We start from the raw sequence: 25,299 nt of genomic DNA, 5'->3' as shown, positions 1-25,299 counted from the left end.
CCGCGACGGATCTTGGATGACTGTCGCACGCGCGGCATGCTGTCCTCATCGAGTTCGGCAAGGAAGGCGGACGGATGCACTCCCACGACATGCTCCCGCGAGACACCGCGGTACGACTGATCGCCGAGGACGGGACCACCCTCCCCGACGAGACCTACGCGCTCCCCGCCGCCGACGTCCTGCTGGCGGCCTACCGCGGCCTCGTCGAAGGCCGTCGCATCAACGATCAGGCCGGCGCGCTCGTGCGCCAGGGACGCCTCGCGGTCTACCCGTCATCGCACGGCCAGGAGGCCTGCCAGGTGGCCGCGGCGATGGTGCTCGGCGACACCGACTGGCTCTTCCCCACGTACCGCGACTCGGTCGCCGTGATCGCCCGCGGCGTCGCGCCTGCCGAGGCGATGGTGCTCCTCAAAGGCGACTGGCACTCCGGCTACGACGTGCGCGCGCACCGCGTCGCCCCGCAGGCCACCCCGCTCGCGACCCAACTCCTGCACGCGGTCGGCCTCGCGCAGGCGGCGAAGCACCGCGGCGAGGACACCGTGGTGCTCGCGCTCTGCGGCGACGGCGCGACGAGCGAGGGCGACTTCCACGAGGCGATGAACTTCGCGGCAGTGTTCCACGTGCCCGTCGTGTTCTTCGTGCAGAACAACGAGTTCGCGATCTCGGTTCCCCTCTCCCGGCAGACCGCCGCCCCCTCCCTGGCCCACAAGGCGGTCGGCTACGGCATGCCGGGACAGCGCGTCGACGGCAACGACGTGGCCGCGGTCCTCGCGGTGCTCACGGAAGCCGTCGACCGCGCCCGCGCCGGCGGCGGCCCCTCCCTCGTCGAGGCCCACACGTACCGCATGCAGGCGCACACCAACGCCGACGACGACACCCGCTATCGCGAGCGCGACGAGGTGCAGGCGTGGCTCGCCCGCGATCCGCTGCTCCGCCTGCGCGCGCACCTCACCGCGACGGGGACGCTGGACGACGAGGCCGAGTCGCGCTTCGCCGCGGGCGCGGAGGAGATCGCCGCCGCCATGCGCACCGCCCTGAACACCGATGCGGAGCTCGACCCGGAAGACCTCTTCCGCTTCGTGACCGCGACCCGCTCGCCGCAGCGTGAGGAGCAGTGGCAGCTCCTCCGGGACGAGATCGAGCGCTCCCACCCCGCTGAGACGATGACGACCGGAGGCCCCCGATGACCATCGCCGAGCACGAGACGCCGGTCGCGACGGACGCCGGCACCACCACGACCATGACCATGGCCGCCGCTCTCAACCGCGCCCTCGCCGACGCCCTCGCCGCCGACCCCGACGTGGTCGTGTTCGGAGAGGATGTGGGAGCCCTCGGCGGCGTCTTCCGCATCACGGACGGACTCACCGCCCGCTTCGGCGAGGACCGCTGCTTCGACACCCCGCTCGCGGAGTCCGGCATCATCGGCACCGCCGTCGGCATGGCGATGAACGGGATGCGCCCCGTGGTCGAGATGCAGTTCGACGCCTTCGCCCTCCCCGCGTTCGAGCAGATCGTCAGCCACGTCGCGAAGCTCGGCAACCGCACCCGCGGCGGGATGCGCATGCCGCTCGTGATCCGCATCCCGTTCGGCGGCGGCATCGGGGGCGTCGAGCACCACTGCGACTCGTCCGAGGCGTACTACGCGCACACGCCCGGCCTCACCGTCGTGAGCCCGTCCACCCCGCAGGACGCCTACTCGCTGCTCCGCGCGGCCATCGCCTCGCCGGACCCGGTGGTCTTCCTCGAGCCCAAGAAGCTCTACTGGTCGAAGGGCGAGGTCGACACCGCGGTGACGGCGGAGATCGGCGCGGCGCGCATCGCCAGGGAGGGCACCGACGTGACCCTCCTCGCGTACGGGGCCTCCGTGCCGCTCGCGCTGGAGGCGGCGGAGGTCGCCGCAGGCGAAGGGCGCAGCGCGCAGGTGGTCGACGTGCGCTCCCTCTCCCCCTTCGACGACGAGACGGTCACCGCGGCGGTGCGCTCCACGGGACGCGCGGTCGTGATCGCCGAGGCCCCGGGATTCGCCAGCGTCGCCTCCGAGATCCAGGCCCGGGTGTTCGAGCGCTGCTTCGAGTACCTGGAGGCCCCCGTGCGGCGGGTGACCGGTTTCGACACCCCCTACGCGCCGCCGAAGTTCGAGCACTGGTATCTGCCGGACGTCGATCGGGTGCTCGACGCGATCGACACGCTGCACTGGGAGGACGAGGCATGAGCACCCCGGTGAAGACCGCGACCCGCGTGTTCCGCCTCCCCGACCTCGGCGAGGGACTCACCGAGGCCGGCCTCGTGCAGTGGCTCGTGGCTGTCGGCGACACGATCGCGACCGACCAGGCCATCGCCGAGGTCGAGACCGCGAAGAGCGTCGTGGAACTGCCCTCGCCGTTCGCGGGCGTCGTGACGGCGCTGCACGGCACGCCCGGCGACACCATCGACGTCGGGGCCCCGGTGCTGGAGGTCGACGACCCCGGCAGTGAGGAGACCGCGTCCGCCCCGCAGACTCCCGCCGCGCAGCCCGAGCACGAGGCGTATCGGCAGGAGGAGCGTGCGGGGTCGGGCAACGTCCTCATCGGATACGGCACCTCCGCGTCCGCCTCGACGGGTCGGCGACGGCGCCCCGCGGCGCCACGCCCCACACCGGCCCCCGCCTCGTCAGCACCCGCACCCGCACCCGCCGCACCCGCCGCGACCGCTCCGGAGTCGCCCGCACCGGCCGCCCGCGACGCCGCGCGACCCGCTCCGGTCGCCGTGCGGTCGCCACTCGTGCGGCGCCTCGCCCGCGATCTGGGCCTCGATGTGCACGCGATCTCCCCCACCGGAGCGGACGGGGCGATCACCCGCGCCGACGTGCTGCGCGCCGCCGTGGACCATGCGGTGGACGGCGTCGCCGCGGCCCCGGCGCCGACCTCCGCGACCGCTCCCAGCGGCGAGATCGACGGCCTCCCGGTCCGCAGTCGCGAGCGCCTGTCCCCGCTGCGCCGTACCGTGAGCGCCCGGCTCGCCCGCAGCCGCTCCGAGATTCCCGAGGCCACCGTGTGGGTCGACGTCGACGCCACCGAGCTCTGGAACCTCCGCGGGCAGATGGCTCCCGAGGGCGGGAAGGCCCCGTCGATCACGGCGCTCCTCGCGCGGTTCGTGCTGCTCGCACTGGAGGACTACCCGGTCCTCGCCTCGCGGCTCAGCGACGACGGCTCCGAGTTGATCTCGTTCGACGGCGTGAACCTCGGCGTCGCGGCCGACACCGAACGCGGCCTCCTCGTCCCGGTCGTCCCGCACGCGCACCGGCTCACGGTCGCCGACCTCGACGCCGCCCTGCGCGAGCTCGCAGCCACCGCGCGCGCCGGCACGCTCCCGCCCGAGCGGCTCCGCGGCTCGACCTTCACCCTCAACAACTACGGCGGGCTCGGCGTCGACGGCTCTGCGGCGATCATCAACCACCCCGACGTCGCGATCCTCGGCATCGGCCGGATCATCGAGCGGCCCTGGGTCGTGGACGGGGCGATCGTGCCGCGTCGCATCGTCCAGCTCTCGCTCGTGTTCGACCACCGGGTCTGCGACGGCGGGTATGCGGCCGGATTCCTCCGTCGCGTGGTGGAGCTCATCGAGCATCCGCTCCGCGCCTTCGGGCGGGTCTGAGGTCGACCCGGCCCGCGAACCCTCGTGGGCGGAGCGCCGATACGCTACGCTCGGCGATTACTGACCGATCATTCGGTAAGTCATCGCCGACGTACCCGCGTCGGCGCTCCCCCTCGCAGAACAACGGAGTTCGCATGACCTCAGCCACCGCAGCCGCCTCGTCGACCGGAAGGATGCCCGCCGAGGAGCGACGCGTCCTCGCCGGCACCCTCGTGGGGACGTCGATCGAATGGTACGACTTCTTCATCTACGCCCAGGCGGCGGGCCTCGTGCTCGCCCCGCTCTTCCTCGCTCCTATCGCGGAGTCGAGCCCCGGGCTCGCCCAGGTGCTCTCGTTCGCGACCATCGGCATCTCGTTCCTCTTCCGCCCACTCGGCGCGATCGTCGCCGGACACCTCGGCGACAAGCTCGGCCGGAAGAAGATGCTCGTCTTCACCCTCGTGATGATGGGACTGTCCACGTCCCTCATCGGCCTGCTGCCGACGTACGCCGCCATCGGCGTCGCCGCCCCGATCCTCCTGATCCTCCTGCGCATCCTGCAGGGCTTCTCGGCCGGCGGCGAGTGGGGCGGCGCAGCCCTCATGGCCGTCGAGCACGCACCGACGACGCGGCGCGGCCTCTTCGGCGCGTTCCCGCAGATCGGCGTGCCGGTCGGCATGATCCTCGCCACCTTCACCCTCTGGGCCCTCACGAGCTCGATGTCCCCCGAGGCCTTCCTCGAGTGGGGCTGGCGCATCCCGTTCCTGCTCTCGATCGCGCTCATCGCGGTCGGCTACGTCATCCGTCGCGCGGTCGACGAGAGCCCCGTGTTCGAAGACCTCCGTCGCCGCCGCAAGGAGGCCTCGGCGCCGCTCGGGCAGCTCTTCCGCGCACACACGAAGCAGGTCGTGCTCACGGCCGTCATCTTCATCGCCAACAACGCCGCCGGATACCTGCTGATCGCGTTCTTCGCGACGTACGCCGTCACGGCTCTCGGCATGGAGCGCCCGCCGGTGCTGCTGGCGACCACGCTCGCCTCGTTCGGCTGGCTGATCTTCACACTGTGGGGCGGCGCGCTGTCCGACCGCCTCGGCCGCATCCGCACGTTCCAGATCGGGTACGTCGCCCTCGCGGTGTGGGCCATCCCGATGTGGTTCCTCATCGACACCGCGAACATCGTCTGGTACTTCGTCGCCCTGTTCGTCATGACGTTCGCGCTCGGACTCTCGTACGGGCCGCAGGCGGCGCTGTACGCCGAGATGTTCCCCGCGAACGTGCGCTACTCGGGGGTCTCGATCGGCTACGCCCTCGGCGCCATCCTCGGCGGCGCATTCGCACCGATGATCGCGGAGGCGCTGCTGAACCAGTTCCACGCCGCGTGGACGATCGGCGTCTACATCGCGGTCGCGTCGCTCATCTCGCTCATCGGCGTCTCGCTGGTGAAGGAGACGAAGGGCGTGGATCTCAGCGTCTGACTCCTGGTCCGGGATCGCGGCCGGCCGTGCGCCTGTGCCATAATTACCTTACGATCGGTCAGTAATTCACGACCGGCCGCTCCCGGACCACACTAGGACGACGAAGTCAGGAGATCCGCATGCCAGAGGCCTACCTCGTCGGAGGGGTCCGTACCCCGGTCGGCCGCTACGGCGGCACCCTCTCCGCTGTCCGTCCCGACGACCTCGCGGCGCTGGTCGTCGGCGAGGCCGTGCGCCGCGCCGGGCTCGACCCGGCGCGTACGGAGCTGGACGAGGTCATCCTCGGCGCCGCCAACCAGGCCGGAGAGGACAACCGGAACGTCGCCCGGATGGCCGTGCTCCTCGCCGGCCTCCCCGACACCGTGCCGGGCATCACGGTCAACCGCCTGTGCGCCTCCGGGATGTCCGCCGTCACCATGGCCGCGCAGGCGATCCGCGCGGGCGACGCCGATCTCCTCGTCGCCGGCGGCGTCGAGTCCATGACCCGCGCCCCCTGGGTGCAGGCCAAGCCGGAGAAGGCGTGGGCGAAGCCCGGCGCTGCCTTCGACACCTCGATCGGCTGGCGCTTCCCGAACCCGCGCCTCGCCGCACGCGACAAGGCCACCTTCACGATGCCGGAGACCGCGGAGGAGGTCGCCCGCGTCGACGGCATCACCCGCGCCGAGGCCGACGCCTTCGCCGTCCGCTCGCAGCAGCGCGCCGTCGCCGCGATCGCCGCCGGGCGATTCGCCCCGGAGATCGTCGGCGTTCCCGTCCGCGACGGCGAGGTGCTCGTCGACGAGGGCCCGCGCCCGGATACCACCCTCGAGGTGCTCGCGCGCCTGCGTCCCGTCGTGGCCGGCGGAGAGGTCGTCACGGCCGGCAACTCCAGCGCCCTCAACGACGGCGCCTCGGCCGTGCTCGTGGCGAGCGCCGAAGCCGTCGAGCGCCACGGACTGACGCCCCGCGCCCGGATCGTCGTCGGCACCTCCGCCGCCCTGGCTCCGGAGATCATGGGACTCGGACCGGTCCCCGCGACGGAGAAGGCGCTGCGCCGTTCGGGGCTCTCCCTCGACGACATCGGCGCCGTGGAGCTCAACGAGGCGTTCGCCTCGCAGTCGCTCGCCTGCATCCGGCGGCTCGGCCTCGACGAGGACCGCGTGAACGCCGACGGCGGCGCCATCGCTCTCGGGCACCCGCTCGGCTCGTCCGGCTCGCGCCTGCTCGTGACGCTGATGGGACGCATGGAGCGCGAGGACTCCCGCTACGGCCTCGCCACGATGTGCGTCGGCGTCGGCCAGGGCACCGCCGTGATCCTGGAGAAGGTGTGAGCGGCGCGGACGAGCCGCTGCTCGTCACCCGCACCGCGGACCGCGTCGTCGCGACCCTGAACCGTCCGCACAAGCGCAACGCGATCGACCAGGCCACGATCGACGCCCTGCACGCGCTGTGCGCCGAGCTGGAGGAGACGCCGCGCACGCTCATCCTCACCGGCGCCGACGGGGTGTTCGCGGCGGGCGCCGACATCGCCGAGCTGCGCGAACGCCGCGCCGACGACGCCCGTCGCGGCATCAACGCCCACGCGTTCGTCCGCGTCGCGGAGCTGCCGATGCCCGTCATCGCCGCGATCGACGGCTACGCGCTCGGCGGTGGCGCGGAACTCGCGTATGCCGCCGACATCCGCCTCGCGACGCCGACCCTGAAGATCGGCAACCCGGAGACCGGCCTGGGCATCCTCGCCGCCGCCGGAGCGAGCTGGCGCCTCAAGGAGATCGTGGGCGACGCCCGCGCCATCGAGCTGCTGCTGACCGGCCGCACGGTGCACGCCGAGGAAGCGGTCCGCATCGGTCTCGTCTCCTCGTTGCACGAACCCGCCGACCTTCTCGCCGCCGCCCACGCGGTCGCCGACCGCATCGCCCGCAACGACCCCGCGGCGACCATCGCGACCAAGCGGGTGTTCCGGGCGCCGCGCGACCAGCACCCCGCGGTCGACCTCGAGGAGCAGGCCGCGCTGTTCGAGAGCGCGGAGAAGCACCGTCGCATGACCGCCTTCCTGGAACGGAGAGACCGATGAGCGCGCCCTCCTCCCCCGAAGCCGCAGCCCCGGCCCGCGTCGGCGTGCTCGGCGGTGGACGCATGGGCGCCGGCATCGCCCACGCCTTCCTCCTCGCCGGAGCCCCCGTGACGGTGGTCGAGCGGGACGACGACGCCGCGGCGGCCGCCGCCGCCCGCGTGCACGGGTCGATCGACGCCTCGCTCTCCCGCGGCACGGCGATCGAGACCGCCGAGGCGTATCGCGCCCGGTTCGCGACTGGGACCGACGCCGCCCTGTTCGCGGACTGCACCCTCGTCGTCGAGGCCGTCCCGGAGGAGCTGTCGCTCAAGATCGACGCCCTCACCCGCGTCGAGCGCCACCTCGCCGACGACGCGGCCCTGGCGTCCAACACCTCGTCCATCTCGATCGACGAGCTCGCCGCGGTGCTCGACCGCCCCGAGCGCTTCCTCGGGATGCACTTCTTCAACCCGGTGCCCGCCTCGACCCTCGTGGAGGTGGTCCGTGGCGGCGCGACCGCGGAGACTCTCGTCGCGGACGCGGCCTCCTGGGTCCGCGCGCTGGGGAAGACGCCCATCGTCGTCGCCGACGCCCCCGGTTTCGCGTCGTCACGTCTGGGCGTCGCCCTCGGCCTCGAGGCGATCCGGATGCTCGAGGACGGCGTCGCCTCCGCGGCCGACATCGACGCGGCCATGACCCTCGGCTACAAGCACCCGGTGGGACCGCTCCGGCTCACCGACATCGTCGGGCTGGACGTCCGGCTCGGCATCGCCGAGTACCTCGCGGCACAGCTCGGCGCGCGCTTCGAACCCCCGGCCCTGCTGCGCCGCCTCGTGGCGGAGGGACACCTCGGCCGCAAGAGCGGACGCGGCTTCTACGAATGGGACGACTGATGAAGGGAACCCCCATGACCGAGATCCTCCCCAGCTACGTGCAGGGCTCCTGGTGGACGCCCGCCTCCGACACGGACGCCACCGAGGTGCGCGACGCCTCGACCGGGGAGACGGTCGCCCGCGTCTCCACCACCGGTCTCGACCTCGGCGCGGCGCTCGACTTCGCCCGCACCACCGGTCAGGCCGCGCTCGGCGAGCTCACGTTCCACCAGCGCGCCGTGCTGCTCAAGCAGCTCGCGCTCGCGCTGACTGCCCGCAAGGAGGAGCTGTACGCGCTCTCCAGCCGCACCGGCGCCACCGCACAGGACTCCTGGGTCGACATCGACGGCGGCATCGGCGTGCTCTTCGCGTACTCCAGCAAGGGCCGCCGGGAGCTGCCGAACGCGAAGGTCTACGTCGACGGCGCCGTGGAGAACCTGTCGCGGGACGGCTCCTTCCTCGGTCGGCACATCTACACCCGGCTGCCCGGGGTGGCGGTGCAGATCAACGCCTTCAACTTCCCTGTGTGGGGCTCGCTGGAGAAGTTCGCGCCGGCCTTCCTCGCCGGTGTCCCCACGGTCGTGAAGCCCGCCACCCCCACCGGGTATCTCACCGAGGCCATGGTGCGCGTGATGGTGGAGTCGGGTCTGCTGCCCGAGGGGTCGCTGCAGCTCGTGTCCGGCAGTGTGCCGGACCTCTTCGACCACCTCCGCCTCGGCGACCTCGTCGCGTTCACCGGCTCGGCGTCGACGGCGGAGCGGCTGCGGGCGCACGACGCCGTGCAGACCGGCGGGGTCCGCTTCATCAGCGAGACCGACTCGATCAACGCCTCGGTGCTCGGCACGGATGCGGCCTCCGGCACCCCGGAGTTCGACGCCTACGTGAAGCAGCTCGTGGCGGAGATGACGTCGAAGGCCGGGCAGAAGTGCACCGCGATCCGGCGGGCGATCGTGCCGGAGGACGCGGTGGACGACGTGATCGCCGCCGTGCGCGACCGGCTCGCCGCGCGGATCGTCGTGGGCGACCCGCGCGCGGAGGGCGTGACGATGGGACCGCTCGCCTCGACGGCTCAGCGCGACGAGGTGCTCCGGCAGGTGGCGCGGCTCCGCGAGGGTGGGGGCGAGCTGGTGATCGGCTCCCCCGAGACGCCGACCGTCCGCCGCGCGGACGGCAGCGAGGGCCCCGCGGAGGACGGCGCGTTCGTGGCGCCCATGCTCCTGCGCTTCACCGATGCGACGAGCCCCGCCGTGAACGAGATCGAGGCGTTCGGCCCCGTCTCCAGCATCCTCGGCTACCGCACGCTGGACGAGGCGGCGGCACTCGTGGCCCGCGGCGGCGGCTCGCTCGTCACCAGCGTCGCGACGCACGACCCGGAGGTCGCGACGACGCTGGCCGCGGGGATCGCCGCGTACAACGGCCGCGTACTCTTCCTCGACCGCGACGACGCCCGCAGCTCGACCGGCCACGGCTCCCCGCTCCCGAACCTCGTGCACGGCGGCCCCGGTCGCGCCGGCGGCGGCGAGGAGCTCGGCGGCATCCGGGCGGTGCTGCACCACATGCAGCGCACCGCGGTGCAGGGCTCCCCGGAGATGATGACCGCGCTCACCGGCGTCTGGCACCAGGGGGCCTCGGCCCGCCCGTTCGACACCGACGACGGCGTGCACCCCTTCCGGAAGTCGCTGGCGGAGCTGCGCATCGGCGATCAGGTCGTCAGCCCCTCGCGCACCGTCACCCTCGACGACATCGAGACGTTCGCGGCGTTCACGGGCGACACGTTCTACGCGCACATGGACGAGGCGTCGGCGGCGGCGAACCCGTTCTTCCCCGGACGCGTGGCCCACGGCTACCTGCTGGTGTCGTGGGCGGCGGGGCTCTTCGTCGACCCGGCTCCCGGGCCCGTGCTCGCGAACTCCGGGCTGGAGAACCTGCGCTTCGTGACCCCGGTGTCCCCCGGCGACGAGATCCGCGTCGAGCTCACCGCCAAGCAGATCACGCCGCGGGAGACCGACGAGTACGGCGAGGTGCGCTGGGACGCGGTGCTGAAGAACCAGGACGACGAGCTCGTCGCGACCTACGACGTCCTGACTCTCGTCGCGAAGGAGCTCACCCCCGCCTGATCTCGAGACCCCGGGTTCTCGTCGAGGCCCCGCCCTTCCCACGCGGAGACGGCGGGGCCTCGGCGCGAAGACGGGGTCTCGCGAGTCAGGGGTGGCGGAGGCCGTCGAGGGCGATCGCGACGACGTCGTCGGCGAGGCGGTCAGCGCCCTCGCGACCACCGGGGCGATACCACTCGACGATCGAGTTGATCATGCCGAACGTCAGTCGGGCGACGACGGCCGCATCGATGTCGGAGCGCAGGGCACCCTCGGCCTGCGCCTCCGCGACGAGGGCCGTGATGCGGCGGTCGAACGCCCGCCGCCGGGTGAGGGCGCGGCGCTCGACGTCGGTGTTCCCGCGCACGCGCAGCAGCAGCGTCACGGCGGGGAGCTGGTCCACGAGCACATGGACGGCCCCGCGGAGCACGTGCTCCAGGCGGGCGACCGCATCGGCGGCTCCCCCGCTGTCCGGGAGGGGCGCGTCGACCACCGCTTCCAGCCCGCCGAGAGCGCTGTCGAGGGCCCGGTCGAGGATCTCGTCCTTCGACCCGAAGTGATGGTAGATCGCCGACTTCGACAGCCCGAGGCGCTCGGCGAGCATCCCGATCGAGGTCGCGTCGTAGCCGTGCTCGTTGAAGGCGGCCACCGCGACGGCGAGGATCCCCTGCTGGTCGTACCCGGGGCGGCCGCGCCGCGTGGTCTGCATCTCGGACATCCCCCTCAGTCTCGCACCGCCCGCCGCGCGCATCGCGGAGGTCGACGCCGACACCCCCGCGTGTCAGCGCAGGTCGTAGACGCGCTTGTACTTGCCCTCGCTGCGCGGCAGCGCCCCCGGCTCCTCGAGCCGCACGGCGACCGACGAGCCGATGAACACCTTGATGCGCTGCACCAGCACCTGCGCCGCCGCCTCGCACGTCTCCACGGACAGGTCGGGGTGCCGCTCGATGCGCACGGTGAGGGCGTCCATCCGGCCCTCCTTCGTCAGCTCCAGGATGAAGTGCGGCGTGAGCTGCTCAATCCCGAGCACCAGCTCCTCGATCTGCGTCGGGAAGAGGTTGACGCCGCGCAGGATGATCATGTCGTCGTTGCGCCCGGTGACCTTCTCCATCCGCCGCATGCCAGGACGCGCCGTGCCGGGGAGCAGGCGGGTGATGTCGCGCGTGCGGTAGCGGATGACGGGGAACGCCTCCTTGGTGAGCGAGGTGAAGACGAGCTCGCCCCGTTCGCCGTCCGGCAGCGCCTGCAGGGTGTCGCCGTCGATCACCTCGGGCAGGAAGTGGTCCTCCCACAGATGCGGGCCGTCCTTGGTCTCGAGGCACTCGTTGCCGACGCCCGGCCCCATCACCTCGCTGAGCCCGAAGATGTCGAGGGCGTCGATGTTGAGCCGCTGCTCCAGCTCGTGCCGCATCTCGTTGGTCCAGGGCTCCGCGCCGAGCACCGCGACCTGGAGCGAGGTGGACCGCGGGTCGATACCCTGCGCGGCCATCGCGTCGGCGATCGTGAGGAGGTAGCTCGGGGTGCACAGGATCGCGTCCGGCTCGAAGTCGCGGATGAGCTGCACCTGTCGGGCGGTCTGTCCGCCCGACATCGGGATCACGGTGGCGCCCAGGGCTTCGATGCCGGCATGCGCCCCGAGCCCGCCCGTGAACAGGCCGTACCCGTAGGCGTTGTGCACCTTCATGCCGCGCCGGATGCCGCTGGCGCGGAGCGACCGGGCCACCAGCGTCCCCCAGCGGTCGAGGTCGCCGCGCGTGTAGCCGACGACGGTCGGGCGGCCCGTGGTGCCGCTGGACGCGTGGATGCGGGCGACGTCGGCCATCGGCACCGCGAACATCCCGAACGGGTACGTCTCGCGCAGGTCGTCCTTGGTGGTGAAGGGCAGCCGGTGCACGTCGTCGAGCGTGCGGATGTCGTCGGGATGCACGCCCGCCTCGTCGAACTTCCGCGTGTAGAGCGGCACGTTGCGATAGGCGTGCTGCACGGTCCACCGGAGGCGCTCGAGCTGCAGGCGCTCGATCTCGGCGCGGCTCATCCGCTCCTCGGGGTCGAGCTCGTCGGTCGTCGGCGGGCGGAGGGCGGAGGCGGGGGCGGTCATCGTCGACACGGGGACTCCTCGGAACGGCGGATCAGAAGGTCTGGGAGGTGGTGCGGGAGCGGCCGCGGAACTCGGCGACCGCGTCGCCCTGCTCGTCCACGACCGTCACGTCGTAGAGGCCGGAGCGACCGGTGCGGGTGCGGCGGATGGCCGTCGCGGTGAGCGTCTGCCCCGCGACGGTGGGCTTGAGGAACGAGATGTCGGCACCGGCGGCCACCGTCACCCGATCGTCTTCGTTGCAGGCGATCGCGAAGGCGGTGTCGGCGAGCGCGAACACGAGCCCACCGTGAGTGATCTGGAAGCCGTTGGTCATGTCCTCACGGACGCGCATCGACACGACCGCGTGCCCCGGGTCGTCGCGTTCGACCACGAGCCCGAGCATCGCCGAGGCCCGGTCGCGTTCCATCATGGCCCGGTTCGGCCGCACGGCCTCCGCCGTATCCGTCGCCTCCGTCATCGCCGACCTCCTCGTCGCGCTGGGACGGGACGACCGCGTCCCGTCCGCCCATACTAACTGAACGATCGGTCAGTAACACAAGAAGACGGGACGCAGGAGCCGTACGGCTCAGCCGGCGCCGCCCCCGCCGAGCACGAGAGCTGCTGCCTGCCGTGCCTCCGCAGCGGTCGCCGCGCGGCTCGCGCCCTCCGCCGCCCGCCGGCACTCGTCCGGCCCCACGGCCTCGAGGGCGGCCGCCACCCGCCCGAGGGCGCGCGGCGTCATCGACAGCGAGGTCGCGCCGAGCCCCACGAGCACGGGGGCGAGTGCCGCGTCACCGGCCGCCTCCCCGCAGATGCCGACGGCCTTGCCCGCCGCGCGTCCCGCCGCCCCGACCGTCCCGATGAGCCGCAGGACCGCCGGCTGCCAGGGATCGTTGAGATCGGCGAGCGCACTGGACAGCCGGTCCGCGGCGAGGGTGTACTGCGCGAGGTCGTTGGTCCCGAGACTCACGAAGTCCACGACCTCGAACAGCTCGGCGGCCAGCAGCGCCGCCGCCGGGGTCTCGATCATGATCCCCGCTCTGTCCAGCCCCGCGGCACGGCACCGCGCGGCGAACTCCGCGGCCTCGTCGACCGTGGCGACCATCGGGGCCATGACCTCCACCTCGGCGGATTCCGCATCGGCGGCCCTGGCCAGCGCGCGGAGCTGATCGTCGAGGAGTGCGGGCCGGCGACGGGAGAGGCGCAGGCCCCGCACACCGAGCGCGGGGTTCTCCTCGTCGTCGTCGTTCGCGAACGGCAACGGCTTGTCGCTCCCCGCATCCAGCGTGCGCACGACGACCTTCCGCCCGGGGAATGCGCGCAGCACCCCGCGGTATGCCTCGACCTGCTCCTCGATGCTCGGCGCCGCTGTCCGGTCGAGGAAGCAGAACTCGGTGCGGAAGAGTCCGACCCCCTCGGCGTGCGCCGCGGCCGCGCTCCCGGCATCCGCGGCGCCCCCGACGTTGGCCAGGAGCGGCACGCGGGTCCCGTCCGCGAGACGGCCCCGTCCGTCGAAGGTCACCACGACCGCCGCGGCCCGCGCCTCGGCGATCTCCGCCTCGTCCGGGTCGACGTGGACCGTGCCGCGATCCCCGTCGACGAGGAGCATGGCGCCCTCGGGGATGCCGGTCGCCCCTGGCACTCCGACCACGGCGGGCAGTCCCAGCGCCCGCGCGATGATCGCCGTGTGCGACGTGGGCCCGCCGTCCGCGGTCACGAGAGCGACGCAGCTCCCGCCGTCCAGCGCTGCCGTGTCGGCGGGAGCGAGGTCGGTCGCGACGAGCACGAACGGCTCGTCGCGCTCGGGGACCCCGGGCATGTCCACCCGGAGGATCTCGGCGATCATGCGGTCGCGGACGTCACGGATGTCGGCGGCGCGCTCCGCCATCCTCCCGCCGAGCGCTGCGAGCGCCGCCTCGTGTGCCGCGGACGTCTCCCAGACCGCCCGCGCCGCCGTCCGCCCCTGTGCGCGCACGAGGGCGGTGGCTTCGGCGACGAGCTCGGGGTCCGAGGCGAGGAGCCGGGACGCGTCCAGGATCGCCCGCGCCTCTCCGCGGGCCCGTTCGGCGCGCGAACGCAGCTGATCGGCGACGGCGACCGCCGCCCACTCGATGGTGGAGACCTCCGCCTCCCGACCCTCCGGCGGGACGACGGTCTCGGCATCCGGTTCCGGGAGTGCCGGTGCGAGGGACACCGCCCTCGCGGCCACCCGTCCGGGACTGACCCCACGGCCCTGCAGCACGGTCCCGGAGACGATCTCCGGCGGCGGCGCGGACGCGTGGTCGGCCCCGGTTCCGGTCTGGTCGTCCCCGGCCGTGCCGAGCGCGGGTGCGGGTGCGGTTCCGGGGCTGCCGGCGGCGCCCTCGTCCGTCTCGACGCCCTCGCCGAACCCGCCCTGGAAGAGCGAGACCAGGCGCTCGATCGCCGCCTCGGCATCCGCTCCCCGACCCGTGAGCTCGAACTCGGTCCCCTGCCGCGCGCCGAGTGCGAGCAACCGGGTCAAGCTCCCGGCCGCGGCTTCCGGGCCGTCCGGCAACCGCCGCAGACGCACGTCCGCGCCCGCCGCCGCTTCCGCGATCAGCGCGGCGGGGCGGGCATGGATGCCGAGAGGGTTGCGCACCCGCACACGACGGGACACCGTCTCCCCGGCCGGCTCCGACCCGTCAGGAGCGCGCTCCGCGGGCGACGTCTCGATGTCCCCTGCCGTCGCATCGTCCGTCGGGCCGAGCTGACCGGTCTTCGCGGCCAGCGCCGAGGCGGCTTCAGCGGCGACCGCATCGAGGTCTCCCCCGGCCGCCGCGGCCACCACCGCGGCGAGGAGCCCCTCGACGAATGGCGCGGGCGCGAGCCGCACCGGCACGTCGCTGCTGCGCAGCTCCAGCGCGAGCTCGGCGCTCAGCACGGCCGACCCGAGGTCCATGAGCACGAGCACGCCGTCGACCTCGGCGGCGAGTTCATCGATCGCCGCCGAGACCGCGACGGCGTCCGTCCCGAGGATGGGCGCGCCGTCCGCGTCCACGCCGGCCCCGGCCGCCACGCGGACCCGCACGCCGCCGCCCGGCACCATCTGCAGGGCGAGTTCGAGCGCCGCCTCCCCGAGCCGGGCGCTGTGGGAGACGGCGACGATCCCGATCATCCGGCGTCCGCGAGGGCCGCCGCGAGCGCCTCGAACAGGAGCGCGGTCGAGGCGGCTCCGGGGTCGAGGTGGCCCGCGCTGCGTTCACCGAGGTAGCTCGCCCTGCCCTTCCGGGCGACGAGCGGCACCGTGGCGTCGCGGCCGGCGGCCGCGGCATCCGCCGCCGCCCTGGCGGCGGCCGCGGTATCGGCTCCTCCGGCGAGGGCCGCGTCGAAGGCGTCCACCGCGGGCGCCATGGCGTCGAACATCGTCTTGTCGCCCGCCTCGGGCTTGCCCCGCGCGACGAGGCCCTCGAGGCCCGCCCGGAGCGCGGCAGCGAGCGCCGATCCGTCGAGCGACGTCACCGCACCGGCGGACATCCCCATGCGCAGGAAGAACGTGCCGTAGAGGGGGCCGCTCGCGCCGCCCACCGAGCTCACCAGGGTCATGCCGACGGTCTTGAGCAGCTCGTCGATCGTCGCGGGCGTCGTCGCCGCGAGCTTCTCCCCCACCGCCGAGAAGCCCCGCGCCATGTTCGCGCCGTGATCGGCGTCCCCGATCGCGGAGTCCAGTTCCGTGAGCCAGTCCCGCTGCGCCGTGACGGCTTCCCGGTACCGGGAGATCCAGTCGACGAGGGCGTCGGTGCCGACGGCCGCCATCACGCGCCCCACCGCAGGCCGGGGGTGATCACCGGGGCGTCCCACAAGCGCAGCAACTCGTCGTCGGCCTTGAGCACCGTGACGGAGCATCCGGCCATGTCGAGGGAGGTGATGTAGTTGCCGACCAGGTTGCGCGCGATCTGCACGCCGGACTTCTCCAGGATCGACGCGACCTCGCCATACATGAGGTAGAGCTCGATCAGGGGCGTGGCCCCCATGCCGTTGAGCATCACGATCGCGGGGCCGGTGGCGTCGAGGTCGCCCAGGATCGGCTCGACGAGCTGCCGCGCGATCTCCGACGCGGGGGCGAGCGGCTCACGGTGGCGGCCCGGCTCGCCGTGGATGCCGATGCCGATCTCCATCTGGTCGTCGGGGAGGTCGAAGGTGGGCTTGCCCGCGGCGGGGACCGTGCAGCTGGTGAGGGCCATGCCCATGGAGCGCCCCTGACCGTTGATGCGCTTCGCGAGGTCGACCACGGCCCCGAGGTCGCGGCCCTCCTCCGCAGCGGCCCCCACGAGCTTCTCTAGCAGGACCGTGAGGCCGACGCCTCGGCGCCCCGCGGTGTAGAGCGAGTCCTGCACGGCCACGTCGTCGTCCACGACGACCGTGCCGACCTCGATCCCTTCCATGGCGGCGAGCTCCGCGGCCATCTCGAAGTTCAGCACGTCGCCCGTGTAGTTCTTGACGATGTGCAGCACGCCGGCGCCGCGGTCGACCGCCTGGGTGGCGACCTGCACGCGGTCGGGGGTGGGCGAGGTGAAGACCTCGCCGGCGACGGCCGCGTCGAGCATCCCGGTGCCGACGTAGCCGCCGTGCAGGGGCTCATGGCCGGATCCGCCGCCGGAGACGACGGCCACCTTGCCCTGAGCCTTCGGCGTCGCCCGGGTGATGACGTGGTTCTCCAGGTCGACCGAGAGTTCGGGGTGTGCGGCGGCGACGCCCTTCAGGGACTCGACGAGGACGTCCTCCGGGGCGTTGATGAGCTTCTTCATCCTGCGATCTCCTTTGATGCGGCGTGAGTCTCGAGCGAAAATCCGAAAAGGATTCGTCAATGTCGAATATGCTCGGAGCCTGCCGGGTTGTCAAGGTCGATCCGGCGACCGGAGACCCGGCTCGACGACGACCGGAAGGAGGACACGCATGATCCAGGCGATCGACCGCGCGGCGAAGATCCTCGACCTGCTCCAGGGCGCCCGCCACCTCGGCATCACGGACCTCTCCGCGGCCCTGAGCCTGCCGCCGTCGACCGTGCACGGCCTGGTGAAGTCGCTGCGCGCGCACGGCCTCGTCGCGAAGGAGCGCGGCGGACAGCGGTACATGCTCGGCCCCACCCTGCTGCGACTGAGCAACGTGTATCTCGACACCCTGGACGTGCGGGCGCGGGCGATGCGCTGGACGCAGGACCTGGCGCGGCGGACGGAGCTGTCCGTGCGTCTCGGCGCCCCGCACCTCACGGACGTCCTCGTCATCCACCACAACCTCCGCCCCGACGACAGCCCGCAGATGCTGGAGACGGGGATGGCGGTCCCCGCGCACGCCTCCGCGATGGGGAAGGTGCTCCTCGCGTACGACCAGGGCTTCCAGCAGAGCGTGTTCGCCGAGCCCCTGCGCAGCCTCACCGGCGACACGGTCACCGACGTGGCGCGACTGACCCTCGAGCTGCCGGGGATCGCGGAGCGCGGGACGGCGGCGGAGAGCGATGAGGCCGTCCTCGGTGAGTCGTCCCTCGCGGCACCGATCGCCGACGCCTCGAACACGATCGTCGCCGCGGTGGCCGTCGTGCTGCCGACCGCGGAGGCACCGGCATCCGACGCCGTCGTGCACGCGCTCCGCGAGACGGCACGGAACATCTCCCGCGAACTCGGCGCGACGTCCTGGCCACCGCCCGTGGCCCCCGCCGAGGACTGACGGCGGGCGCGTCCACCCTCGATCCCGGCGGTCAGCCGCGCAGGGCGAGTGCGAACGGCAGCACGGCCGTGGCCCCGGCCTGCCGCACCGCGCGCGCCGCGACCGTCAGGGTCCAGCGACTGTCGATGAGGTCGTCGACGAGCAGCACCGGGCCGGCGGGTACCTCGAGATGCGCCGCGTCGAAGCGGTCCCACACCCCCGCGAGCCGGAACACGCTGTTCCCGCCCGCCTGCCCCGAAGGCCCTCCGCCGCGCCACTCCAGCGCGCCGAGGTACGGCAGCCGCCCGATCTCGGACAGCCCGCGGGCGAGGGAGTCGACGAGCTGCGGATGCGACCGCGACGGCATCGCGACCACAGCCACCGGCCGCTCCGCCCAGTCCCACCCCGCGAGCACGCGCACGCAGGCCTGCAGCAGCGCCGGGCTGATCGGCGCGTCCGGGGCACCTGCCGCGAAGATCTCGCGCAGCGTGCCGCCCCAGCCGAGGTCGGTGAGCCGGGCGAGGGCACGCCCCTCATCGGCCTGCTCTCCCGCGGGGATACGGCCGCGCACCGGCACGTCGAGGCGGTCGGCGCCTGTCGGCCACGCGCGACGCGGCTCGACCGGCACGCCCACCCGGTCGAGGGAGGCGGCCGCCTGCGCGCTCGCCGTCTGCGCGACCTCCGCCGGGAACCACACGCCCGCGCAGTTGTCGCACCGGCCGCACGGAGCCGCGGTGTCGTCGTCGAGGGCCCGCTGCAGGAAGGCCATCCGGCAGCCGTCCGTGCGCTCGTACTCGAGCATGTGCTCCTGCTCCGCCACCCGCTCGGCGGCGATGCGCTCGTAGCGTTCGGCGTCGTACGTCCACGGCTGTCCCGTCGCGACCCACCCACCCTGCACGCGACGCACGGCACCATCCACGTCGAGCACCTTCAGCAGCAGCTCGAGGGGCGTGCGGCGGATGTCGACGAGTGCCTCCAGTGCCGGCGTCGAGATCGGCCGGTCGCCGAGCGCCGCGATCACCCGTTCCGCACGCTCCCGATCCGGCATCGACGCGGTCGCGAAGTAGTGCCAGATCTCACGGTCTTCGACACCGGGGAGCAGGAGCACGTCGGCGCTCTCGCTGGCACGCCCCGCTCGTCCCACCTGCTGGTAGTACGCCACGGGCGAGGACGGCGCGCCGAGGTGCACGACGAATCCGAGGTCCGGCTTGTCGAACCCCATGCCGAGGGCGCTGGTCGCGACGAGGGCCTTCACCTCGTTGCGCTTGAGCATGCCCTCCGACTCCGCACGCTCCTCGGGGTCGGTCTGCCCCGTGTAGGCGCGCACGTCATGGCCGTGATCGCGCAGGAACCGTGCGGTGTCGACCGCAGCCGCCACCGTCAGCGTGTAGATGATCCCGCTGCCGGGGAAATCGTCGAGGTGGCTGAGCAGCCAGGCCAGACGGCTCGCCGAGTCCTTGAGGCGGAGCACCCCGAGCCGCAGCGAGGTGCGGCCGAGCGGCCCCCGGATCGTGAGCACGGGCACCGCCTCCGCTCCGCCCGCGCCACTCGGCAGCACCCCGAGCTGCTCGGCCACGTCGGCCACCACACGGGAGTTCGCCGTCGCGGTCGTCGCCAGCACCGGCACGTCGGCGGGCATCTGCGCGATGAGGTCGCGCAGTCGGCGGTAGTCCGGACGGAAGTCGTGCCCCCAGTCGCTGATGCAGTGCGCCTCGTCGACGACGAGCATGCCGAGCCGCGCCACCAGCGCGGGCAGCTGCTCCTCGCGGAAGGCGGGGTTGTTGAGCCGCTCCGGCGAGACGAGCAGCACGTCGACGTCGTCTCCGGCGAGCCGCTCCTGCACCTCGGCCCACTCGTGGGCGTTCGTCGAGTTGATCGCCACGGCGCGCACGCCCGCGCGCTCGGCCGCGGCGATCTGGTCGCGCATGAGCGCCAGGAGCGGGGAGACGAGCACGGTCGGGCCGGCTCCCTGCCGGCGGCGGAGCAGGGTCGCGACGAAGTACACCGCCGACTTCCCCCACCCGGTGCGCTGCACCACGAGCGCGCGGCGACGCCCCTCCACCAGCGCCTCGATCGCCTCGAACTGGCCGTCGTGGAAGTCGACGTCAGGACGGCCGACGAGTTCGCCGAGGGCGGCGCGGGCGGCCTCGCGGAGGGGAACGGCGGTCGGAGAGGTCATGCCCTCCACTCTGCCGCAGACCTCGGACAGGACTCCGCCCGCCGCCCGCTCTCGGTGGATGACCGGTGGGAAGGCCGTAGCGTGGAGGAATGATCACCCGCGAACTCGCCGTCGCGCTCCGCGATGCCGGCCTGAACTGGAAGCCCGCGGAGGGTGACCGGTTCCAGCTCGATCTGCCCGACGAGGTGGAGCTGGAGGCCGAGGCCGACGTCTTCACGGTGAGCGCGATGACCATCGAGGCGCGGCAGACGCCGGCCGGCACGGACCTCGCCTTCAACGGCACGACGGAGTGGGCGCTCGACGCCGTGACCCTCGCCGATGCGGTGTGGCTGCCGCGCGAGGACCAGCTGCGTGACCTGCTCCGCGGGACGTTCCGCGCCCTCACCCGCCTCCCCGACACGTTCCGCGTCGAGATCGAGTTCGGCGGCGCTCCCCTGCTGTTCGAGCACCCGGACCCGGCGGAGGCCTACGGCCGCGCGCTGCTGGCGCTGATCTCGCGCTCCCGCTGACACGCCCTGTTGAATCGGGCCGTCGCGTGTGTCAGAATTACCTAACGATCGGTCAGTAAAGAAGGACCGGAGCCCGAGGAGTCGACGATGACCAGTCCCGCAGACCTGTCCCTCGTGGACGGCGAGACCTCCGACGAGGAACGCCTGTTCGACGAGCTGATCGCGAACGAGCAGCGCATCGAGCCGCGCGACTGGATGCCCGAGGCCTATCGCAAGACCCTCATCCGGCAGATCTCCCAGCACGCGCACTCCGAGATCATCGGCATGCAGCCCGAGGGCAACTGGATCACCCGCGCCCCGAGCCTCAAGCGCAAGGCGATCCTCATGGCGAAGGTGCAGGACGAGGCCGGGCACGGGCTCTACCTCTACTCCGCCGCGCAGACGCTCGGCATCACCCGCGACGAGATGATGGAGCAGCTCATCTCGGGCAAGGCGAAGTACTCGTCGATCTTCAACTACCCCACCCCGACCTGGGCCGACATGGGCGCGATCGGCTGGCTCGTCGACGGCGCCGCGATCTGCAACCAGGTGCCGCTGTGCCGCGCCTCCTACGGTCCCTACGGGCGCGCGATGGTGCGCATCTGCAAGGAGGAGTCGTTCCACCAGCGCCAGGGGTTCGAGATCCTGCTCTCGCTCATGCGCGGCACCGACGAGCAGCGGCAGATGGCACAGGACGCGGTGGACCGCTGGTACTGGCCGAGCCTGGCGATGTTCGGGCCGCCCGACGACCAGTCCCCCAACTCCGCCCAGTCGATGGCGTGGAAGATCAAGCGCTTCTCCAACGACGAGCTGCGTCAGCGGTTCGTGGGCATGCTCGTGCCGCAGGCCGAGATCCTCGGCGTCACCCTCCCCGACCCCGACCTGCGGTTCGACGAGGAGACCGGTCGCTACGAGATGGGCGAGATCGACTGGGACGAGTTCTTCCAGGTGCTGCGCGGCAACGGCCCCTGCAACGCCGAGCGTCTGGAGCGCCGCCGCACGGCGCACGACGAGGGCGCATGGGTGCGGGAGGCCGCCGCGGAGTACGCCCGCAAGCAGCACTCCCGCCTGAGCCGGGAGCGTGTCGAAGGGGCGGTGGCGTGATGGCGACCCCCGGACACGTCGAACACGAACCGTGGCCCCTGTGGGAGATCTTCGTGCGGGCGAACCGCGGGCTGAGCCACGTGCACGTCGGCTCCCTGCACGCCCCCGACGCCGACATGGCCATCCGCAACGCGCGCGACCTCTACACCCGCCGGGGCGAGGGCGTGTCGATCTGGGCGGTCCCCGCCGAGGCGATCACCACGAGCGACCCCGACGCCAAGGGGGCGTACTTCGAGAGCCCCGCCGGCAAGAACTACCGGCACGCGGTGTACTACACCGCCTCCGAGGGGGTGCCGCACCTGTGACCCTTCGACAGGCTCAGGGCCCCAGCTCCGCTCAGGGACCCAGCTCCGCTCAGGGACCCGGCGCCGCTGAGGGACTCGGCGACGTCCACGGGGAGGCGCACGGCGACGTCTCCGTCGACGAGCTGCGGCTCAGCGAGGAGCTCGCGGGCGCCGGCACGACCGCGGCGAGCGCCGACATCGCCGAGTACGCCCTGTGGCTCGGCGACGACGCCCTCATCCTGTCGCAGCAGCTCGGCGCCTGGATCTCCCGCGCCCCCGAGCTCGAGGAGGACGTGGCGCTCGGCAACATCGCCCTCGACCTGCTCGGCCACGCGCGCTCCTTCCTGCACTTCGCGGGCACGTGGGACGGCCGGTCCGAGGACGACCTCGCGTACTTCCGCGACGAGCCGGAGTTCCGCAGCGCCTGGATCGTGGAGCAGCCGAACGGCGACTTCGCGCAGACCATCGCGCGCCAGCTCGTCGCCTCGGTCTACCTGGTGGAGCTCTACGCCGCCCTCCGCGCGAGCTCCGAGCCCACCTTCGCCGCGATCGCGGAGAAGGCGCTCAAGGAGGTCGACTACCACCGCGACCACGCCGTGCAGTGGGTTCTGCGCCTGGCGGGCGGCACGGAGGAGTCGCGGCGGCGGATGATCCGCGCCCTCGCGGATGTGTGGCCGTACGTCGACGAGCTGTTCCGCGACGAGCCGCTGATCGACCGGCTCGGCGACGTCGCCGTGCGCCCGTCGACCCTCCGCGCTCCGTTCGACGCGGTCATCGCCACCGTGTTCGCCGAGGCCGAGCTCACGGTGCCGGAGGTTCCGGCGTCATCGGCGGGCGGCCGGAACGGCGCGCACGCGACCCCCTTCGGCCACCTCCTCGCCGAGATGCAGGTCCTGGCGCGACGACACCCGGGGGCGTCATGGTGACCCGGACCGCCGCCGACGCGGAGGCCCAGGCCTGGCGGATCGCCGCCGGCGTGCCGGACCCGGAGGTGCCGGTGCTCACGATCGAGGACCTCGGCGTGCTGCGGGCGGTCGAGCTCCGCGGCGAGCGCGTGGTCGTCGACATCACGCCGACCTACAGCGGGTGCCCGGCCATGGACACGATCCGCGACGACGTGGTCCTCGCGCTCACGGCCGCCGGGTTCGCCGACGTCGAGGTGCGGCTCGTGCTCTCCCCCGCGTGGACCACCGACTGGATGAGCGACGCCGGGAAGCAGAAGCTCCGCGAGTACGGGATCGCGCCGCCCAGTGGCCGCGCGGCCGTACCCGCCGGTCCGATCCGGCTCGCCCTGAGCGTGCGCTGCCCCCGCTGCGGCTCGCTCGACACCCGGGAGGTCTCCCGCTTCGGCTCGACCTCGTGCAAGGCGCTGTACGAGTGCCGCGCCTGCCTGGAACCCTTCGATCACTTCAAGGTGCACTGATGTCGCTGTTCTCCCCGGCTCCGGCGACGACGCCGGTGCCCTCCCCCGTCTCCCCGGCCCGCGCGCGGAGCCGCGCCCGGTTCCACACGCTCGAGGTCGAGGAGGTCCGCCCGCTCACCGAGGACTCCGTCGAGGTGACCTTCACGGTACCTGCGGAACTCGCGGATGACTACGACCACCTCCCCGGGCAGTACGTGGCGCTGCGGACGATGCTGGACGGCGTGGAGGTGCGGCGTTCCTACTCGCTGTGCCGGGCGCCCGAGCACCGCACCGACGGCATGCCGACCCGCCTGAGCGTCGCCGTGAAGCGCGACGAGGGCGGGACGTTCTCCACGTGGGCCCAGACCGGCCTGCACCCGGGCTTCCGCATCGACGTCATGAGCCCCCAGGGCACGTTCACCTCCGGCCTCGACGACCTGGACGAGAAGCACGTCGTCGGCATCGCGGCCGGCTCCGGGATCACGCCGCTGATGGCCCTCGCGCATACCGTGCTCTCCCGGTCGCAGACCTCGCGGTTCACGCTCCTCTACACGAACCGGTCGACGCTGGACGTGATGTTCCTGGAGGACCTCGCCGACCTCAAGGACCGCTACCCGACGAGGCTCACGCTGCACCACGTGCTGTCCCGCGAGCAGCGGACCGCGCCGGTGCTCTCCGGCCGCATCGACGAGCCCAAGCTGCGGACGATCCTCGACGCGCTGATCGACCCGGCCGACGTGGACGAGTGGTTCCTGTGCGGACCGCTCGCGCTCGTCGACCTCTGCCGGGAGGTGCTGGCCGACGTGGGCGTACCCCGCGAGCACGTGCGCTTCGAGCTGTTCACGACCGGCGACGAGCCGGTGCGGGCCGCCCGGCCGGTCACGGTGCGCTCGGGCGAGAAGACGGTACGGATCGAGGTGAACCTCGACGGCGTGTCCTCGACGGTGGAGAGCCCGGTCGCGGCGCGCGAGTCGGTGCTGAACGCCGCACTGCGGGTGCGGCCGGACGCGCCGTTCGCGTGCGCGGGTGGCGTCTGCGGCACCTGCCGCGCGCGCGTGATCGAGGGCAGCGTCACGATGACCGAGAATTACGCCCTGGAGCCCGACGAGCTGGAGCGCGGCTACGTGCTCACCTGCCAGTCCCATCCCACCAGCGACCGCGTGGTCGTGGACTACGACGTCTGAGGAGTCCTGATGATCGATCTCGCCATCGCCGACGACGTCGCCACCGTGGTGCTCGACGCCCCCGCGAAGCTCAACGCCCTGGACGAGGCCGCCCTCGCGGAGCTCGACGCCGCGTACCGGGATGCCGAGGCCGCCGGGGTGCGCGCGCTGCTGCTCCGCGGTGAAGGGCGGGCGTTCTGCGCCGGGCGGGACATCTCCGCCGTCGATCCGCGCGACGACGACGTGCTCGGCTATCTCGGCGGGCGGGTGACACCGCTGCTGCAGCGGATGTCCCGCTTCCCCGCGCCGACGTTCGCCGTCGCTCACGGCGCCTGTCTGGGCGTGGGACTCGGCCTGCTCATCGCGACGGATGTCGTGTACGTCGCGGAATCGGCGAAGATCGGCTCGCCGTTCGCAGCGCTCGGCGCGACCCTCGACTCCGGCGGGCACGCGCTGTTCCTCGACCGGCTCGGCCCGCACAAGACCCTCGACCTCATCTACACGGGCCGACTCATGAGCGGCACGGAAGCCGTGCGCTCGGGGCTCTTCTCCCAGGTTTTCCCGGACGACGAGGTACTCGCCGCTGCGACGGCCGCTGCGGGGAAGGCCGCCCACGGCGCCACGGCCGCCTTCCGGGCGAGCAAGGAGCTCGTCGCCCGCATCCGCGACGAACGCCTCACCCTGTGGGAGTCCATCGACGTCGAGAACGCGGCGCAGGCCGCCCTGTGCGACACCGAGGACTACCGCGAGGGCTTCGCCGCGTTCCAGGAGAAGCGGAAACCGGAGTTCCGCGGGCGCTGACGCCACGGCCCGGTCGTCGCTGTCAACCGTCTCGTGCGGTGTCCGACCCCGGTGGG

23 protein-coding genes are annotated in these 25,299 nt (G+C 72.7%); 16 read left to right on the top strand and 7 right to left on the bottom strand.

Annotation, left to right across the window (positions count from 1 at the left end; translation table 11 throughout):
• Positions 1 to 74 precede the first annotated feature (74 nt).
• The 8 genes from CJ226_RS02110 (at position 75) to paaZ (ending at position 10,108) form a co-directional block, all read left to right on the top strand.
• Complete coding sequence (locus tag CJ226_RS02110; RefSeq protein ID WP_102208177.1) at positions 75 to 1,187, top strand: thiamine pyrophosphate-dependent enzyme; 1,113 nt, start codon at positions 75 to 77, stop codon at positions 1,185 to 1,187.
• On the top strand, positions 1,184 to 2,212 hold the full coding sequence (locus CJ226_RS02105) for an alpha-ketoacid dehydrogenase subunit beta (protein WP_102208176.1): 1,029 nt from the start codon (positions 1,184 to 1,186) through the stop codon (positions 2,210 to 2,212). Before CJ226_RS02110 ends, CJ226_RS02105 begins: the two co-directional genes overlap by 4 nt.
• Positions 2,209 to 3,633, top strand: a complete 1,425-nt coding sequence (locus CJ226_RS02100; protein WP_102208175.1) for a dihydrolipoamide acetyltransferase family protein — start codon at positions 2,209 to 2,211, stop codon at positions 3,631 to 3,633. Before CJ226_RS02105 ends, CJ226_RS02100 begins: the two co-directional genes overlap by 4 nt.
• Before the next feature lie 134 nt (positions 3,634 to 3,767).
• Entirely contained in the window at positions 3,768 to 5,087 is a 1,320-nt protein-coding gene (locus tag CJ226_RS02095) for an MFS transporter (RefSeq protein WP_102208174.1), read from the top strand.
• A gap of 119 nt (positions 5,088 to 5,206) precedes the next feature.
• Entirely contained in the window at positions 5,207 to 6,397 is a 1,191-nt protein-coding gene (locus CJ226_RS02090; RefSeq protein ID WP_102208173.1) for an acetyl-CoA C-acyltransferase, read from the top strand.
• On the top strand, positions 6,394 to 7,140 hold the full coding sequence (locus CJ226_RS02085) for an enoyl-CoA hydratase/isomerase family protein (protein WP_180964512.1): 747 nt from the start codon (positions 6,394 to 6,396) through the stop codon (positions 7,138 to 7,140). The genes CJ226_RS02090 and CJ226_RS02085 overlap by 4 nt, the downstream gene beginning before the upstream one ends.
• Positions 7,137 to 8,012, top strand: a complete 876-nt coding sequence (locus CJ226_RS02080; RefSeq protein ID WP_102208172.1) for a 3-hydroxyacyl-CoA dehydrogenase family protein — start codon at positions 7,137 to 7,139, stop codon at positions 8,010 to 8,012. The genes CJ226_RS02085 and CJ226_RS02080 overlap by 4 nt, the downstream gene beginning before the upstream one ends.
• A gap of 14 nt (positions 8,013 to 8,026) precedes the next feature.
• Positions 8,027 to 10,108, top strand: coding sequence for a phenylacetic acid degradation bifunctional protein PaaZ (paaZ, locus tag CJ226_RS02075; protein WP_102208400.1), 2,082 nt, complete (start codon positions 8,027 to 8,029; stop codon positions 10,106 to 10,108).
• An 85-nt stretch (positions 10,109 to 10,193) separates the two neighbouring features.
• Here paaZ and CJ226_RS02070 read toward each other — a convergent pair whose 3' ends face one another.
• The 6 genes from CJ226_RS02070 to dhaK form a co-directional block, all read right to left on the bottom strand.
• On the bottom strand, positions 10,194 to 10,802 hold the full coding sequence (locus CJ226_RS02070) for a TetR/AcrR family transcriptional regulator (RefSeq protein WP_102208171.1): 609 nt from the start codon (positions 10,800 to 10,802) through the stop codon (positions 10,194 to 10,196).
• A gap of 63 nt (positions 10,803 to 10,865) precedes the next feature.
• On the bottom strand, positions 10,866 to 12,182 hold the full coding sequence (gene paaK / locus CJ226_RS02065) for a phenylacetate--CoA ligase PaaK (protein ID WP_102208399.1): 1,317 nt from the start codon (positions 12,180 to 12,182) through the stop codon (positions 10,866 to 10,868).
• Between the two features lie 31 nt (positions 12,183 to 12,213).
• Positions 12,214 to 12,639 carry a hydroxyphenylacetyl-CoA thioesterase PaaI gene (paaI, locus tag CJ226_RS02060; protein WP_102208170.1) on the bottom strand — a complete coding sequence of 142 codons (426 nt, stop codon included), beginning with the start codon at positions 12,637 to 12,639 and terminating at the stop codon, positions 12,214 to 12,216.
• 108 nt (positions 12,640 to 12,747) lie between these two features.
• The gene (gene ptsP, locus CJ226_RS02055; RefSeq protein WP_102208169.1) at positions 12,748 to 15,297 is read right to left on the bottom strand and encodes a phosphoenolpyruvate--protein phosphotransferase; all 2,550 of its coding nucleotides are present in this window, start codon (positions 15,295 to 15,297) and stop codon (positions 12,748 to 12,750) included.
• A complete protein-coding gene (gene dhaL, locus CJ226_RS02050) occupies positions 15,294 to 15,935 on the bottom strand; it encodes a dihydroxyacetone kinase subunit DhaL (RefSeq protein ID WP_102208398.1) in 642 nt (213 codons plus the stop codon). Before dhaL ends, ptsP begins: the two co-directional genes overlap by 4 nt.
• Positions 15,935 to 16,927, bottom strand: a complete 993-nt coding sequence (gene dhaK / locus CJ226_RS02045) for a dihydroxyacetone kinase subunit DhaK (RefSeq protein WP_062635993.1) — start codon at positions 16,925 to 16,927, stop codon at positions 15,935 to 15,937. Before dhaK ends, dhaL begins: the two co-directional genes overlap by 1 nt.
• Positions 16,928 to 17,075: 148 nt before the next feature.
• Between dhaK and CJ226_RS02040 the strand changes: the two genes are divergently transcribed.
• Positions 17,076 to 17,843: an IclR family transcriptional regulator gene (locus tag CJ226_RS02040; protein ID WP_102208168.1), complete on the top strand. Its 768-nt coding sequence runs from the start codon at positions 17,076 to 17,078 to the stop codon at positions 17,841 to 17,843.
• Positions 17,844 to 17,874: 31 nt separating this feature from the next.
• Here CJ226_RS02040 and CJ226_RS02035 read toward each other — a convergent pair whose 3' ends face one another.
• On the bottom strand, positions 17,875 to 20,001 hold the full coding sequence (locus tag CJ226_RS02035) for a RecQ family ATP-dependent DNA helicase (protein ID WP_102208167.1): 2,127 nt from the start codon (positions 19,999 to 20,001) through the stop codon (positions 17,875 to 17,877).
• Positions 20,002 to 20,090: 89 nt separating this feature from the next.
• On the opposite strand from CJ226_RS02035, the gene CJ226_RS02030 reads away from it, so the two are divergent.
• The 7 genes from CJ226_RS02030 (at position 20,091) to CJ226_RS02000 (ending at position 25,243) form a co-directional block, all read left to right on the top strand.
• A complete protein-coding gene (locus CJ226_RS02030; protein ID WP_102208166.1) occupies positions 20,091 to 20,510 on the top strand; it encodes a pilus assembly protein CpaE in 420 nt (139 codons plus the stop codon).
• 87 nt (positions 20,511 to 20,597) lie between these two features.
• On the top strand, positions 20,598 to 21,593 hold the full coding sequence (paaA, locus tag CJ226_RS02025; RefSeq protein ID WP_102208165.1) for a 1,2-phenylacetyl-CoA epoxidase subunit PaaA: 996 nt from the start codon (positions 20,598 to 20,600) through the stop codon (positions 21,591 to 21,593).
• On the top strand, positions 21,593 to 21,898 hold the full coding sequence (paaB, locus tag CJ226_RS02020; protein WP_062635989.1) for a 1,2-phenylacetyl-CoA epoxidase subunit PaaB: 306 nt from the start codon (positions 21,593 to 21,595) through the stop codon (positions 21,896 to 21,898). The genes paaA and paaB overlap by 1 nt, the downstream gene beginning before the upstream one ends.
• Complete coding sequence (gene paaC, locus CJ226_RS02015) at positions 21,895 to 22,803, top strand: 1,2-phenylacetyl-CoA epoxidase subunit PaaC (protein ID WP_102208164.1); 909 nt, start codon at positions 21,895 to 21,897, stop codon at positions 22,801 to 22,803. Before paaB ends, paaC begins: the two co-directional genes overlap by 4 nt.
• On the top strand, positions 22,797 to 23,300 hold the full coding sequence (gene paaD / locus CJ226_RS02010) for a 1,2-phenylacetyl-CoA epoxidase subunit PaaD (RefSeq protein WP_062635988.1): 504 nt from the start codon (positions 22,797 to 22,799) through the stop codon (positions 23,298 to 23,300). Before paaC ends, paaD begins: the two co-directional genes overlap by 7 nt.
• Entirely contained in the window at positions 23,300 to 24,463 is a 1,164-nt protein-coding gene (gene paaE, locus CJ226_RS02005) for a 1,2-phenylacetyl-CoA epoxidase subunit PaaE (protein WP_102208163.1), read from the top strand. Before paaD ends, paaE begins: the two co-directional genes overlap by 1 nt.
• A 9-nt stretch (positions 24,464 to 24,472) precedes the next feature.
• Positions 24,473 to 25,243 carry an enoyl-CoA hydratase/isomerase family protein gene (locus CJ226_RS02000; RefSeq protein WP_102208162.1) on the top strand — a complete coding sequence of 257 codons (771 nt, stop codon included), beginning with the start codon at positions 24,473 to 24,475 and terminating at the stop codon, positions 25,241 to 25,243.
• Positions 25,244 to 25,299 lie beyond the last annotated feature (56 nt).

It is taken from the genome of Microbacterium sp. UMB0228 (assembly GCF_002871415.1).
GTDB lineage: Bacteria > Actinomycetota > Actinomycetes > Actinomycetales > Microbacteriaceae > Microbacterium.
Note: the sequence above shows the minus strand (reverse complement) of the source record. Positions and strands in the feature narration are given on the sequence as shown.

Bases quoted from the DNA above. Each gene is read 5' to 3' on its own strand.
- ptsP (WP_102208169.1), bottom strand. From the start codon at position 15,297: ATGATCGGGATCGTCGCCGTCTCCCACAGCGCCCGGCTCGGGGAGGCG.
- paaK (WP_102208399.1), bottom strand. From the start codon at position 12,182: ATGACCGCCCCCGCCTCCGCCCTCCGCCCGCCGACGACCGACGAGCTC.
- dhaK (WP_062635993.1), bottom strand. From the start codon at position 16,927: ATGAAGAAGCTCATCAACGCCCCGGAGGACGTCCTCGTCGAGTCCCTG.
- CJ226_RS02090 (WP_102208173.1), top strand. From the start codon at position 5,207: ATGCCAGAGGCCTACCTCGTCGGAGGGGTCCGTACCCCGGTCGGCCGC.
- CJ226_RS02080 (WP_102208172.1), top strand. From the start codon at position 7,137: ATGAGCGCGCCCTCCTCCCCCGAAGCCGCAGCCCCGGCCCGCGTCGGC.
- CJ226_RS02070 (WP_102208171.1), bottom strand. From the start codon at position 10,802: ATGTCCGAGATGCAGACCACGCGGCGCGGCCGCCCCGGGTACGACCAG.
- CJ226_RS02095 (WP_102208174.1), top strand. From the start codon at position 3,768: ATGACCTCAGCCACCGCAGCCGCCTCGTCGACCGGAAGGATGCCCGCC.
- CJ226_RS02100 (WP_102208175.1), top strand. From the start codon at position 2,209: ATGAGCACCCCGGTGAAGACCGCGACCCGCGTGTTCCGCCTCCCCGAC.
- dhaL (WP_102208398.1), bottom strand. From the start codon at position 15,935: ATGGCGGCCGTCGGCACCGACGCCCTCGTCGACTGGATCTCCCGGTAC.
- paaE (WP_102208163.1), top strand. From the start codon at position 23,300: ATGTCGCTGTTCTCCCCGGCTCCGGCGACGACGCCGGTGCCCTCCCCC.
- paaA (WP_102208165.1), top strand. From the start codon at position 20,598: ATGACCAGTCCCGCAGACCTGTCCCTCGTGGACGGCGAGACCTCCGAC.
- CJ226_RS02040 (WP_102208168.1), top strand. From the start codon at position 17,076: ATGATCCAGGCGATCGACCGCGCGGCGAAGATCCTCGACCTGCTCCAG.
- CJ226_RS02000 (WP_102208162.1), top strand. From the start codon at position 24,473: ATGATCGATCTCGCCATCGCCGACGACGTCGCCACCGTGGTGCTCGAC.
- paaZ (WP_102208400.1), top strand. From the start codon at position 8,027: ATGACCGAGATCCTCCCCAGCTACGTGCAGGGCTCCTGGTGGACGCCC.
- CJ226_RS02105 (WP_102208176.1), top strand. From the start codon at position 1,184: ATGACCATCGCCGAGCACGAGACGCCGGTCGCGACGGACGCCGGCACC.
- CJ226_RS02035 (WP_102208167.1), bottom strand. From the start codon at position 20,001: ATGACCTCTCCGACCGCCGTTCCCCTCCGCGAGGCCGCCCGCGCCGCC.
- paaD (WP_062635988.1), top strand. From the start codon at position 22,797: ATGGTGACCCGGACCGCCGCCGACGCGGAGGCCCAGGCCTGGCGGATC.
- paaI (WP_102208170.1), bottom strand. From the start codon at position 12,639: ATGACGGAGGCGACGGATACGGCGGAGGCCGTGCGGCCGAACCGGGCC.
- CJ226_RS02030 (WP_102208166.1), top strand. From the start codon at position 20,091: ATGATCACCCGCGAACTCGCCGTCGCGCTCCGCGATGCCGGCCTGAAC.
- paaB (WP_062635989.1), top strand. From the start codon at position 21,593: ATGGCGACCCCCGGACACGTCGAACACGAACCGTGGCCCCTGTGGGAG.
- CJ226_RS02110 (WP_102208177.1), top strand. From the start codon at position 75: ATGCACTCCCACGACATGCTCCCGCGAGACACCGCGGTACGACTGATC.